We start from the raw sequence: 14078 nt of genomic DNA on the forward strand, positions 1-14078 counted from the left end.
TTCAAGTAGTGTCTATGGAATCGGGTTGTTCTTTTCGTTCAAAGAGTCTCAGCATGCCGGGCAGGCAGCGTATCTTCCATAAGTCTTCGTTTCCCTCTCCGTGGCAGGCAATGTTCCAGGCTTTGCGGTTGGATTTTTCAGCATCATCCAGCTTGTTCAGCTCAGCCTTTATGGTTGCTCTGATTTGCCAGGTGGTGAAAGCTACGAATGGGTCTTCGGTTCTGGCGGCATGTTCGGTGGCCATGTCGGTATACTTTTCTGCTTCGTCCAGCTGCCTGATATTGAAGTATAGGATGGACACATTGTTGCAGATGTGGGCTATCCAGCTTTCGTCCCCATATTGCAAGGCACTGTCCAGTGCTTTATTGTAATAGTAGAGTGTAGAGTCATTCATTTGGTGCTGACGGTAGAGGAGGCCCAAATCGTTGTATACGCTGATGTGCTTTTCCAAATCATTTATCTGCGGCAGGTAGGGGAGCACATTTTTTTTCATGGCAAAGGCTTCTTCTGTCTTTCCCACATAGATCAGTAGTGTGGCTTGTTCGTTCAGCAAGATGGGATACATGAAGGAGTGCTTTACGTTCCGGGTGGCAAAGGCGCTGTCGAAGCTACGTTGCGCTTCATCGTAGTGTCCTTCTTCCATGAGATTGGCTGCCCGGTTGTAGAAGTGTGCCAACAGAGTGTCTGTTGGTATTTCTCCGGCGTGAAGCAGGATAGTGGTTAAAGAAAAGAGGAGTGATAATAGCTTAGTATGGCGTACCCTCATATCGGTATATTTTAGTGGAATTCAATCTGTGCTTAGTTGTTGCAAATATACGTCTTATTCATTTTGCTTTTTATTGGAGATGCTGAATTTTTTCTGTATGTGGCTGAAAAATCACCTTTTTCAGTGACAAGGAGTGAAAGGAAAAGTTTATTACTTTGCAAAAAATATTAAGCTTTGTCTGGGAATGATAAATGGCCAAAAGTATCTGTCCGGGTTTGAATGGCAGAGTCTTGTTGTCGTGAGATACGGACGGCATTCCTTATACTTTTGTTATTATGGATTTTCCTTAGAGGGATGGGGATAAAACAAGATTTGTAACTTATGAAAATGTTTAAAATGATGGCTGCCTCCATGTTGGGTGTGGCGTTGTGCTTGGGATTCACTGCTTGCAGTGACGATGACGAAAATGAGAATGGTGAGGGTGGCGAAAACACCGCCACTGTGGTCAATCCTTCGCAAGTGTTTACGGGAGGGCTTCCGAAGTCGGTTTCGGGCATGGCGATTTCTCACAATGAAGAAGGGCTGGTGACGAACATTACAACTGAGGATGGGGATAAAGCCGTCTTTGAGTACTTTCCCGCTACTACAAAGGCAGATGTTGCAAAGGACCGAGCAAGAATCACCGTGACGGATGAAGAGGGCGATGTTACAGAACTGAACTTGCAGCTCAACAGCGATGGTTATGTGGAATTTTGCAACTCAATAGACCACGCTGGTACTCCCGATGCCGATGAGTTTACTTGGGAGATGGAATACGACACTGAAGGCCATCTGGTTGTAATGAAACGCTCTGAAAGCGATGGTGAAATAACGAACATCACCTATAAGGATGGAGATGTGGTGAAGACTTCCACACGTTATGTAGCTAGTGGGGATCTCAATGGTGACGGAATTATCGACAGCAATGACGAGTGGGAGTATAGTGCTGCCATAGACTATACGACGGATAATATAACAGCTCCTATCGAGAATAAGGGCTGCCTGATGTTGTTTGATGAAATACTGGATGTGGATATGGACGAGATGATATATGCCTATTATGGAGGCATGCTTGGTAAGGCTACGAAACATCTGCCGCTTGTAGGGCATTATACATACAATGGCGAGGACTCTGTGTCCGATATGTATTTTACATGGACATTGAATTCCGACAGTTATCCTACGGAACTGGTTGTAAAAGACCAGTGGGATGAATACAGATGTACATTTACTTGGTAATTATAAAACATCTGTTTATTCTTGTGGAACAGGACATGAGCCTATAAAATGTAAGGGGTTGCCTTTTGCCGAGACAACCCCTTCTTATTTTATGTGGAATTTATTGTGACAGCAGATGTTGGTAACTTTCTGCTGTTTCAAGTTTATAATACTTTGAATTCATATCCCTCTTCCTTCAGGAAGTCAATGGCGCGCGGCAATGCGTACTGCAGGTTTCCGTTGCACCAGGATTTCAAGGAATCGTGGAAGGTGATGATGGAGCCGTTGCGGGCGTAGCGCATCACGTTGGCTAGCACTTGCGGACCGCGCAGCTTCTTGCTGTAGTCGCGGGTCACGAGGTCCCACATCACAATCTTGTAGGTTCGTTTCAGCGTGAGATACTGGTTGGCGAACATATGGCCGTGGGGAGGGCGGAACAAGAGAGGGTAGAGAACCTTCTCCACATTGCAATTGATGTCCCCACCCATTTCCATGAAAATCTTCGCCTGTTCGGTATTTCCCAGATAATTCTTGGCCGTGTATTCAAATCCACGGATATGGTTGAAGGTGTGGTTACCGATGCGGTGCCCACGCTCAACGACCATCCGGAATTCGTCCGGATGCTTCCGTATGTTGTCACCTACCATGAAGAAGGTGGCTTTGATGTTGTGCTTATCCAGCAGGTCGAGCACCCAGGGAGTTACTTCGGGGATAGGGCCATCGTCGAAAGTCAGATAAACGGCTTTTTCATTGGGGTCCATCCTCCAGACTGCACCGGGATATAGTTTGCGAAAAAACTCAGGAGGTTGTTCTATAAACACGTGATTAAGGATTAAGGGATTAGGGATTTTAAGGATTAGGGATTTTAAGGATTAGGGGTTAAGGATTAGGGTTAATGATTAGTGATGAACTGCACAGGCTAATCCCTAATCCTTTAATCCCTAATCCTTATTCTCACTCCTTCATTCTGTCCACATACATATTATACAGTTCTTCCACCTTCGGCTCGTAGATTTCGGCGAGCTTGGAGTTGTACTTCTTCATGGCCTTCACCTCGGCATCGAGTACAGCCCAGTGGTATTCAAATTCACGGGTAGAAATCATGAAGCGGTTGTCGTCCAGGCTCAGATACCAGGTCAGGTACTCTACAGCCTTGTCAGCAAGGGCTTTCATCATCTCGTCCGCCTTGGCGGTTTCGCCCAGTTGGTAGTAGGCTTCCGCCATCTGTACGGCACCGTTCTGCCAGTCGTAAGGCACGTTGTAGGCGGGAATCATCTTTTCGGCATAGTCCAGGGCGGCTTTTGCCTTGTCTTTCTTGCCCTCACGCATCAGCTGCTGCACGAGTTGGGAGAAGATGCGACGGTGAGAGTGACACATGCGCATTGCGTTCTCGTCGATATAGATGCCCGGCTTGTCGATGCCACCGAACTTGAACTTGTTCATCAGGTTGTCGTACATCTTTTCGGAGTCTATTGTCACGCCCGTCTTACTGGTGTCGAACGGAGTGAAACGATAGGCAAGACCTTCCTGAACGAAGTGGTTTTCCATATTCAGCTGGTTCTCCCTGCCTACGCTGACAGCGATATAGATGGGGCGTTCCCAGTTGGCCTCGCTCAGCATTTCGAGCATCATCAACTCGCTCTTGTAGAGGGCGCGTTTGCCTTTCAGCGAAATGTGCATGTAGTCGGGGATTGAGTCGCCCGGTATCATCATGCCGCTGCGGCGCACGGCTTCCTTGTCTACCTTGATGACGATGCTGTCGGTAGGAATCACCTTCAAGTCCTGATTCTTGTTGCGCACCCAGTTCTTGAGGATATTCTTTAGCTCATACGGGTTGTCACCGAATTCTTTCTTTACATTGACTAGTGCTTCGGGATTACCGTCCAGTGCCTGCTTCTCGGCTTCGGCATAGAGCTGGTCGATGCTTTTCTTGTACTCAGGCTGGATGGGGACGTATTCGTTGGTGCCTTCTACGTACTCCATACGGTCCCAGGTGATGGGGAGAGAAGGACTGTCGTAGGCGGGGCGCTTCATCTGGTCGATGTACCAATCGGTCTGCAGGTACGAGAGGTTGCAGGTACGGGCGTCGGTACGGAAACCTTCGGTCTCCTGGTTGTACCAGAGGGGGAAGGTATCGTTGTCACCATTGGTATAGATAATCGGGTTGCCGCTTTCTTGCAGGGACATCAGGTAGTTCTGGCCGAAGTCGCGTGCCATGTAGCGGTCGCTGCGGTCGTGGTCGTCCCAAGTCTGGCTTGCCATCTGCACGGGGACAAAGAGGCAGGCTACGGAAACGATGGCGGCAGCAGGCAGTTCCTTCATCTTGGCATAGTCTTGAAGCAGACGGACGAGTCCTGCCACACCCATACCAATCCAGATGGCGAAGGCGTAGAACGAACCGGCGTAGGCATAGTCACGTTCGCGCGGTTGGCTCGGAGTCTGGTTCAGGTAGAGCACGATGGCAATACCGGTCATGAAGAAGAGGAAGAAGACCACCCAGAATTGCTGGATGCCTTTCTGCCCACGGTAGGCTTGCCATAGCAGGCCGATGATACCTAGCAGCAGGGGTAGGCAGTAGAATACGTTGTGTCCCTTGTTGTCTTTCAGTTCCTGAGGCAAGAGGCTCTGGTCGCCCACCAGCCAGTTGTCGATGAACGGGATACCGGTAATCCAGTTGCCGTGTTCAATTTCTCCGCTGCCTTGTATGTCGTTCTGGCGTCCGGCGAAGTTCCACATGAAGTAGCGCCAGTACATCCAGTTGAGCTGGTAGGAGAAGAAGAACTTGATGTTTTCCCACTGTGTGGGCATGTTTACCATAATCATGTTGCCGCATTTGTCATAGGGCACATCGTAACCCTTGATGTCCTGCCAGGCATGGTATTGTTGTGTATGGGCACTGCTGTACATACGCGGGAACAGCATGTTCTGGGCGTATTCGTACTCAATGCGTCCGGGGATTTCGATGTACGAATCCTTTTCGTCGGGCGTAGCTTTCTCCTTGCGGATGAACTTCGTGCCGTTGTACTTGATGCGCGGTTCGCAGTAACCGTCTTTCACGTCCAGCGCCACTTGCGAGGAAAAGGCAGGGCCATAGAACAACGGGCGTGTGCCATACTGCTCGCGTCCCAGGTATTCGCCCAGTGTGAAGATGTCCTCCGGAGAGTTCTGGTCCATCGGCGTGTTGGCGGTGGAGCGGATGACGATAAGTGCATACGAGGAATATCCGATGACAATCATCATGGTGCAGAGCAGCGAGGTGTTCAGCGTGCGTGCCGATACGCGGAATTTCTCTTTGACGGCTGCCTGCGTCTTCGGACGGAGGTAGAGCCACAATGCGGCAATGACAATGACACCGATAACTACCGAGCTGGTACCGTGTCCGTAGAACGGGATACCCAGCATGGCGATGGTGAGTATGAACGAGAGTGCCATACGTGCCTTGTTGCGTTCGGTATAGCTTTCGTAGATACCCCAGATGAGGCAGGCTGCCAACAGGATGATATATACGATGACACCCGTGTTGAAGGACATGCCCAGCGTGTTGACGAAGAGCAGTTCGAACCAGCCGCCCACTTTCACGATACCCGGCACGATGCCGTAGAGCACGGCTGCAACCAGTATGCCCGAAGCGAGCAATGCCAGCAGGGAGCCTTTCGCATTGGCATCGGGTACCTTCTTGTAGTAATATACCAGTACGATGGCGGGCAGGCAGAGCAGGTTCAGCAAGTGCACGCCGATACTCAGGCCGGTCAGGTAGGCGATAAGAATCAGCCAGCGGTCGCTGTGAGGCTCGTTGGCAACGTCCTCCCACTTCAGTATCAGCCAGAATACCACGGCGGTGAACAGTGAGGAGAAGGCATAAACCTCGCCTTCCACAGCACTGAACCAGAAGGTATCGCTGAACGTGTAGGCGAGTGCGCCCACCAGACCGCTACCCATGATGGTGGCCATCTGTCCGCGTGTGATATTGTTTTCGTCTGTCACCACGAGTTTGCGTACCAGATGCGTGATGCTCCAGAAGAGGAACAGGATACAGGCGCCGCTCATCAGCGCGCTCATGTAGTTCACCATCTTGGCCACGGTGGAGGCATCGGAAGCAAATTGTGAGAACAGGTTGGCTACCAGCATGAAGAACGGTGCGCCGGGCGGGTGTCCTACTTCCAGCTTATAGCCGGTGGTGATGAACTCCGGGCAGTCCCAAAAGCTTGCAGTGGGTTCGATGGTCATGCAGTAGACCGTCGCTGCAATGAGGAAGGTAATCCAGCTACAAGGTTGTTTACGGTTTTGTACTGTTTCATTCAGATGAAATTCGTTATAATTCAGTTTTGTTTTTTACAAGTTGTTTTGCCATCCGCTTAGTTAACATAACGGCATATATGGGTGCAAATATAATGATTTCGCTTCTAAATAGGTGACAATAAGCTGCATTATTAGGATAGGTTAAGGGATTTGCTGCATCTATAGATGCAGCACGGTGGAAGTATAGATGCAACGCGGTGGATATATAGATGCAACAATGATGATTCTATAGAAGGAATATCCGGCCGATAAAAGGGGATGCGGAAAGGAAGTATCTTCCTTGCTTGTTTAAATGAATCTTTCGTTTATAACCGAAAATCTTGCCTTTTTCACCAACTTTTTGGGTTATGGACGAAAGAATGGATATACTTAGGAAGTACAATCTCTGGACAAGAGGAGATTTATATTTTCATCGACGAAGTGCAGCTCATCGAAGAATGGGAAAAGTCGGTCAATTCTTATTCGCAGGACTATACCGAGGAGTACGAGCTCTTTATCAGTGGCTCCAGCTCACGGATGCTGTCCGGTGAGCTTGCCACGCTGCTTTCCGGGCGATACGTCCAATTCCCGGTATATCCCTTCAGCTATCAGGAGTATACAGAGATAAGGCATCTGGAACAGAACCGTGAGAGCTATATGGGCTATATGAATACGGGCGGAATCCCAGAACTTTTTGTCTTGCCCGAAAAGCAGGAGGTGCAGCGCAATTACTTGTCTGCCTTGAAGGACACCATCTTGCTGAAGGACATCATCCAACGCTACAGCATACGTGACCCCCGGCTGCTTGAGGACCTTTTTGCGTTTCTTGTAGGCAATGCCTCTAATTTAGTGTCCATCGGCAACATCGTGAACTATTTCAAGAGCCAAGGCCGGAAGACGGGCTATGATGCCGTGGCTGCCTACATAGGCTATATCGAAGACTCGTTCTTGGCGTATCGTTGTGAACGCTTCGACTTGCGCGGAAAGGAAATACTGTCCGGTACGGCGAAATATTACATCAACGACCTTGCCTTTAAGAATTTCCTTTATCCCGGAACGGCCTATGGTGTGGGTTATAAACTGGAGAATCTTGTCTATCTGGAGTTGCTCAGGGCAGGCTATGATGTCTATACCGGATGTGCCAAAGAAAAAGAGGTGGACTTCATCGCCTGGAAAGGCGACCGTACGATATATCTGCAATCCACCTACATGCTGGTATATGAACAGACGGTGCGCCGTGAGTATGCTTCGCTGGAGGCGATACAAGATAATTATGAGAAACTGGTTGTCTCGCTTGATGACTTCTGCCTGCCGTCTCATGAAGGAATACGGCATGTGCGGGCGTGGGAACTGCATGGGTTGTTGTAAAAGGTGCTGAAAGACGGAAATATCCCTATAACCTTGACAAAAAGTAATGCTTTTCCCGGTTTTCCTGCCGCACTTGGTTTTATAGAAGAACGGATTTGGGATATATTGTGGATATTCAGCTCATAAAGATGCGTTCTTTTTGCATATTCTTCCGCTTTTGTGGGGCTTTTATGCAGAAATTGGCTGCACCTTTAAGCTAAAAAGAGTATACCGTTTTACTAAAAGGGGAGTTGTGTTTTAGTAAAACGGTTACTCTGTTTTAGTAAAACGTTCTTTTGCTTTTGCCTTTTCGGTGCATCGAGGCTTTCGGAGAGGTGATTCCGATTTATCGTAAGGACGTTCGTTTTGGTATAATGCTTATAACCTGACACTTACGGATTTTCGCTCTCGTATTTACTGCTGCGTGGGCAATGGGACGGAAATACGGGATTCTCGTGCGATAGAAAATACAAAGTGTCAGAATGACAAAATCATATTTATCTTCTGTAGGTATCAGCCTCAAAAATACTTTCCAATCTTTTTCTTGTTTTCATTCTTTATCGTTAAATTTGCCATCGAAGCAAGGAAGTGTCCTTAGCTTCAATGTTTTGTGAAATGATATTGTAAGAAGCGTTGTGCTTCATTCTTGTCTTTGAGAACCTGAGAAATTTTCGAAACTATACAAGAATGGCATGGACTGCTCCTGCGCTGGTTTCGGCGTGGGTCTGCTGTCTGTTCATTTGTATAGTGGGGTTTTCTCAGGACCTTCAAAGACGATGGATAGCACGCAGTTCCACGTTCTTTTTTTATATTCAGCAATACTCCCTCCTGAACCAAAGCTCGAATATCGGATCGGAGAAAGCATACTTGTTTCCTTCTTTCTCAATGAAATCACGTTCTGTCAGCATACGCTTGTTGCGTGTGATGGTCTGTGCACTGCCCAATTCATATTTCCGCACTACGGGGATGGAGTTGAAGCGGTATTCACCATCGGCTACAGCACGAAGCATGGCAGTTTGGGCAGCAGTCAGGTTCTCGGTGTCGTTCATGAACATAGGCATGTTGGTGTCTATCAGTTGGCGGGTACGGATTTCGATAATCTCATCTGTCACTTTTTCAGACGTACCGCTCCAGATGAAATAGCACAACTGTTGCAAATACCACGAATGGCATTTCACGATGTCGCACAGTTGTTCTGCTTGCTGTTCGCTGATTTCTTTGTTCGTCCGGTGGAAGGCATTGACGATGAAGGGCACCCATTCCTCTTTCTTTATCTTTTGCAGGAACAGTACTTGTCCGAAGCGGTAGAAGGGGTTAGAAGAATTGTTGAAGATGTCCATCATCATATGCCGCTTGCTTCCGTAAAAGCAATAGGAAACTTGTTGCTGCTTCTGCCAGGCAGAGCGCATTTTTCCCTCCATACTTTTGTAGCCGGGTAGTAGTGCCAGTTGTTGGAACTCGTCGATGCAGACAATCAGGTGTATGCCTTTGGCAGCTGCTATCTTTTCGGGTAGTTCCAGTATCTCCATGACACTTTTTTCTTCCAGTTCCAATTTCAGGTCAAAGGAGAGGGTATCGGTTGGGTCGCTTTTCAATGTGATACTGGGAGAAACGGCTTTAAGAAACTGTTTCACATCTTCAAGCCTCTTTTCAAGGGTGGAGGCGGCGCAAGAAATGACTTCTCGCGCAAAGATGCGGTAGAATTCAGCTTCCGTCTTGATGCTGAATGCATCAATGAAGCAGACACGGATATGCTTGTCTTCTTGTGTCAGTTCGTCCATAGCTACTTTTACAAGCGACGATTTTCCCCATCGGCGCGGTGAAATAAGCATTACGTTGATGCCCGATCCAAGTAATTCTTTCAGTTGCTTTCGTTCTTCTACCCGATTGACGAAACTTTCTTTATCAACCAGTGTGCCGTATTGAAAAGGTGATTTCATAAACTTTCTGTTCTTGATTTAATGACAAATATACAAATTATACATCAATGTATAATACATCAATGTATAATTTTGTTTGAGCACATGTGCAAAAACACCCACTTTTTGCACATGAAACGGAGAACGTGAGCAAAAAAGCCTTATTTTTGCTCGCGTTATTGATTCCGAATATAATGTTAAATACAAATATACTATGAAAAGTAAGGTTCTTGCATTGATTCTATTATGCGGTGCCGCCTCGTTGGGCGCCAAAGTAAAACTGCCTGCACTGGTGGGCGACAACATGATACTCCAGCAGCAGACTGAAGTGAAACTGTGGGGAACGGCTGCTCCGGAAGCCGAAGTACGCGTTACGCCTTCGTGGAACGGACAGACAATGACTTGCCGTGCCGATAAGGATGGCGGTTGGACGCTTGCCGTGGAGACTCCGGCAGCAGGATACACGCCTTATGAGATAACTTTTGATGACGGAGAAAAAACTACGTTGAAGAATATCCTAATCGGTGAAGTATGGCTTGCTTCCGGCCAGAGCAATATGGAAATGCCCCTGAAAGGTTTTGCTGGCTGTTGCATCATGAACGGAGCGGATGACATCATAGTTTCTGCCGAGAATAAGGGGGTGCGTATGTTCACCGTTCCCAAGCACCAGACTTATGAACTGCAAACCGACTGCAAAGGTAGCTGGAACATATCTTCCATAGAAACCGCACCCGATTTCAGTGCGACGGCCTACTATTTTGCCACTTCGTTGAGCCGTGCCCTCCGGATTCCGGTCGGCATCATCTGTAGCGCTTACGGTGGATCCACTGTAGAAGGTTGGATAAGCCGTGAACTGCTGGAAAACTATCCAGACATATCTCTCAACCCCGATTCCATCGAACGCCTGCATCCCATGCTCCGCCCCATGCTGATGTACAATGCCATGCTGAAGCCGCTTCAGAACTATACCATCAAAGGGTTCATCTGGTATCAGGGAGAGTCGAACGTAGGTCGCCATGAAACATATGCCGAACGCTTGGCCGACATGGTGCAGCTGTGGCGCAAGGAATGGGGGCTGGGCGAATTGCCTTTCTACTTTGCCGAAATAGCGCCGTACGCCTATGGAGGTACCCAGCAAGAGAAAGCTGCTTACCTACGTGAAGCGCAATTCCGTGCCCAAAGCCTGATTCCGAACAGTGGTATGATTTCGACAAACGACCTTGTAGAGCCTTATGAGATGTACAATATCCATCCCCGCAACAAGACAAAGGTAGGTCAACGCTTGAGCTATCTGGCATTGAACCTTACCTATGGATTGAAGCAGATACACTGTTTCGGCCCACAATATAAGTCATGGACTGCTAAAGGCAGTGAAGCATGGGTTTCCTTCGACCATTTGGAAATGGGTATCTGTCGCAACTATGACCTTCGCGGTTTCGAAGTGGCGGGTGAGGACCGTGTGTTCCATCCTGCCGACAAAGTATGGCTGCACTGGCAGACGAATGAAGTGGTAATCTCTTCAGAAAAGGTATCCCATCCCGTCAGCGTGCGCTATTGTTTCCATGATTTCCAGATTGGTACGATGATTGGCGGAAATGAATTGCCTACCATTCCGTTCCGTACGGATAATTGGTGAAAGAACGGAAAGTAGATAAACACTTTCATTATACTATAATATTAGGCGCGGGTTACGCGGAATCCATGGATGCAGTAAACTAAATCCGTGAAATCCGTGTAATCCGCGCCTAAAAGAAAACATCCAGAGGGTTTTGTTCCCCCTCTGTCTTTCTTATTGTTTCAGCAACTGTTCTGCTGCAAGTACCAGGAACATATAGTGGGATGAACCTCCTCCCAGCACATATTCAGTTTGCTGCCAGAGGAACGGGAACGTGAGGAGTTCCGGGAAGTCGGGACGGATAAGAGCTGTACCGGAAATGACTCCACCGGGAATATACGACCAGTCTGCGCGGTTCAGTCCGTAGCCCACAGTGGCTGATTGTGCGCCGACACCCGAGGCGAAGGAAGCTTGGTTGGAGCCCGGGTGGCATCCGAGAATGAAGTTGAGGGCATTGAATACCGGTGCTTTCGGGAATATTTCCGGATAGGCGGTTGTCAGGAAGTAGTGCTGGAAGCCGAAACGCTGTATATCCCAGCCTGCACCCCAGATATGTGGACGGTAGGGAATGCCGTAAGGAGTCTCCTGCACTTGCTTGTTCAGCTCTTGTTCATATCCGGTCAGAGCTTTGCGGAAAGCGGTGGAGAAAGCTTTGGCTTTCTTGTTCTTCATTTGTGCAAACTGTTTTTCCACACGTGCCGTGTACCAGCCGATGCGGCCTATCTGCTTGATGATGAGCTCTTTGTTGTCCAGAATGAAGTCCATATAGGGTTGTTCGCCCGTGGTGAGGTACAGTTCTACGGCTGCCTGCACTTTGGGGAACAAGGCTCTGTTGTTGCCGTTTCCGGTAGAAGCATATACTTTGCGGGCAATGTCGAGACAATGTACACTCAATGTATCATTGAAGCCTTTCAATACGCGTGATACGGCAGCAAGTTGGGCGGCTGTCGACAGTTCTCGTCCGGGGTTGTCCTCTGTAAATATCCAACGGTCGTCTTCATTACCGATTTTTCCGTCCGTCATGGCGGCGGCATCACCCAGAAGTACGTATTGGCGAAGGTCGTTGCAGATGATTCCCCGGTAGAGACGTCCCAGTGCCAGGTAGCCGTTGACTACCGTAAGGGCGCCGTTCTCTACTTGTTGCAGCAAGTCATTCTTACCGTCGGGCTGGTGGATTTCCGTCACACGGTTTATCTGGTCGATGGAAGTCACGTCGAGATTCGGGTGGAAAGCTTCGTAGGCCAGTGCCAGGATATAGGATTCTCCGGCTTGGGATTCGATGCGGAGGTCAAAGTCTCCGGCATCGTGCCAGCCGCCTATGTTCACTCCGGGAACCACTTCACCCGGTTTGAACTTGGACAGGCCCTCTTTCTGGTCGTAGCCGTCGATATGATTGTGTGCCGGTGCCATCTGGGCATCGTCCATGTGGCAGCAGTCGTGCCATACGCGGTATTTTTCGTTGACGCGCATGTGGCACATCTGTACGGGAAGGAAGTATTCCAGTACGGGCTGCCATACGCCACGGGCATATACGTCATTGTCGATGCGGAAGATGGGAGACACGGAGGTATTGTATTTAATCTTATAAAGCCCCGGTTCCTTTACATCTGTGAAGTTTACTTTCAGATAGTTATACCTCAAGAATTTACCCCAGTTGGCAGGAGTGACGTTCTTGACAACCTTTTCGCCGTCGGCATCAATGCGGATGATTTGTGCCGTTTCCTTTCTGTTGTCACGTATATCCATTTCGATGACGGCTTCCTTGTCCTGAGTGGGATGATAACCTATCTGTGAAGTCTGGATAACCGGCTGATACATCCAGTCGGCCACTACGTTCGGAGTGATAATCCATTTGACGGCACCTTTGGTGACACCCGGTTTTATGTTGCTGCGCAGTACGAACCAGCCGTTGTTGTGGTTCATACGCCCGTCAAACAGTTGCAGGTCACCGCTCAATGATTCGATGGTAACTTTGTTGTAAGGGTCATCGGGCCGGGAGGTGAACTTGGTTCCTTTGGCATAAGGTTCGCTGATGATGTCGTCTGCCACAATCGGGCTGTAACCTTTTCCTATCAGTTTGTTCATGTCTGCCAGCGATTTTTTGCCGTCATGGTAGTTTCCTGTATGCAGATAGTTGGGCTGGGTTGTCATCAGGGGGAGTTGGGCTGTTGCGGGAAGATGCCGCTCTGACCGTCCATAATCCAGGGCTTGCCGAAGAGGGAACCCGGGAAGAATTCAAGGTTGAAGCCTACTTTTCCGATGAATTCCTGGGGAATGGGGCGGTCAAGGTCTACGGTCACCTCTATGTTTTTACCTTTGCTTTCCACGTTTACCGTATATATAAGGTGGAGGTCCGGGTAAATCATCGGGTTGAATCCGGTGAGATGGCGTGAGGAGTCGGGATAGCACAGCGTGGCGGTGATGCTGTTGTCACCGAGCTTCCGGTCGAGCTGTTTCGGTACGGGTTGCCATTGTCCGGGCGTGGCTTCCAGGCGGATGTCTCCGTTTGTTGCCACACGGTGTCCGTTCATAATGATGCATACCCCTCCCTGGTGTCCTTCGGGATAGATGTCATCAAAAGCCATGACGTCGACTCCCTGGTTCTTGAAATAACCGGAGGATGTCAGCTTGAAGTCTTGCGCATGCAGCGTACTGCTGCCGCAAAGCAGTGCCAAGACTGATGCAAATAGGAAATGTTTCTTTCTCATAGTATCTATTTTTGAGTTACGAAATTTTCTACTAATATACGGACTAAAAAGGAAACGGATGGCTTTTGTTTGTAGCCAATAACGTTATGAAATGTGTCTTTTTCCTCTATTTTTATGATATTCATTGTTATATTTGTCATACAATGGTGTTTGAACTGCCAGATACCAACGTTTGAGCTAATAAAAGCTGATGTCTGGTAAAACAAGGACTCAGTACCCAAAAACAGCCTTTATCGGAACCAATTGTA

General features: G+C 48.5%; 8 protein-coding genes and 1 pseudogene. 3 read left to right on the forward strand and 6 right to left on the reverse strand.

Annotated features, from left to right (window positions below; translation table 11 throughout):
- Position 1: 1 nt before the first annotated feature.
- On the reverse strand, positions 2-766 hold the full coding sequence (locus JCM16496_RS23375) for a tetratricopeptide repeat protein (protein ID WP_244440212.1): 765 nt from the start codon (positions 764-766) through the stop codon (positions 2-4).
- Between the two features lie 321 nt (positions 767-1087).
- On the opposite strand from JCM16496_RS23375, the gene JCM16496_RS03295 reads away from it, so the two are divergent.
- Positions 1088-1984: a DUF4595 domain-containing protein gene (locus JCM16496_RS03295; protein ID WP_005831035.1), complete on the forward strand. Its 897-nt coding sequence runs from the start codon at positions 1088-1090 to the stop codon at positions 1982-1984.
- Between the two features lie 143 nt (positions 1985-2127).
- Here the strand turns inward: JCM16496_RS03295 and JCM16496_RS03300 are convergent, their stop codons facing one another.
- Together JCM16496_RS03300 and JCM16496_RS03305 are read right to left on the reverse strand one after the other, a co-directional pair.
- Complete coding sequence (locus JCM16496_RS03300; protein ID WP_005831030.1) at positions 2128-2784, reverse strand: polysaccharide deacetylase family protein; 657 nt, start codon at positions 2782-2784, stop codon at positions 2128-2130.
- Between the two features lie 133 nt (positions 2785-2917).
- Positions 2918-6261 (reverse strand): annotated as a pseudogene (locus JCM16496_RS03305) (DUF2723 domain-containing protein).
- A 259-nt stretch (positions 6262-6520) separates the two neighbouring features.
- On the opposite strand from JCM16496_RS03305, the gene JCM16496_RS03310 reads away from it, so the two are divergent.
- Positions 6521-7609 (forward strand): ATP-binding protein, encoded by a 1089-nt coding sequence (locus tag JCM16496_RS03310; RefSeq protein WP_025832312.1) that lies wholly within the window; start codon positions 6521-6523, stop codon positions 7607-7609.
- A 791-nt stretch (positions 7610-8400) separates the two neighbouring features.
- Here the strand turns inward: JCM16496_RS03310 and JCM16496_RS03315 are convergent.
- Positions 8401-9528 (reverse strand): AAA family ATPase, encoded by a 1128-nt coding sequence (locus JCM16496_RS03315; protein ID WP_008662419.1) that lies wholly within the window; start codon positions 9526-9528, stop codon positions 8401-8403.
- A 193-nt stretch (positions 9529-9721) separates the two neighbouring features.
- Between JCM16496_RS03315 and JCM16496_RS03320 the strand changes: the two genes are divergently transcribed.
- A complete protein-coding gene (locus JCM16496_RS03320; RefSeq protein ID WP_005831010.1) occupies positions 9722-11143 on the forward strand; it encodes a sialate O-acetylesterase in 1422 nt (473 codons plus the stop codon).
- A 153-nt stretch (positions 11144-11296) separates the two neighbouring features.
- Here JCM16496_RS03320 and JCM16496_RS03325 read toward each other — a convergent pair whose 3' ends face one another.
- Positions 11297-13273: a glycoside hydrolase family 9 protein gene (locus tag JCM16496_RS03325; protein ID WP_244440213.1), complete on the reverse strand. Its 1977-nt coding sequence runs from the start codon at positions 13271-13273 to the stop codon at positions 11297-11299.
- A complete protein-coding gene (locus JCM16496_RS23380; protein WP_244440214.1) occupies positions 13273-13830 on the reverse strand; it encodes a hypothetical protein in 558 nt (185 codons plus the stop codon). The genes JCM16496_RS03325 and JCM16496_RS23380 overlap by 1 nt, the downstream gene beginning before the upstream one ends.
- Between the last annotated feature and the right edge of the window lie 248 nt (positions 13831-14078).

Source organism: Bacteroides rodentium JCM 16496 (assembly GCF_000614125.1).
GTDB lineage: Bacteria > Bacteroidota > Bacteroidia > Bacteroidales > Bacteroidaceae > Bacteroides > Bacteroides rodentium.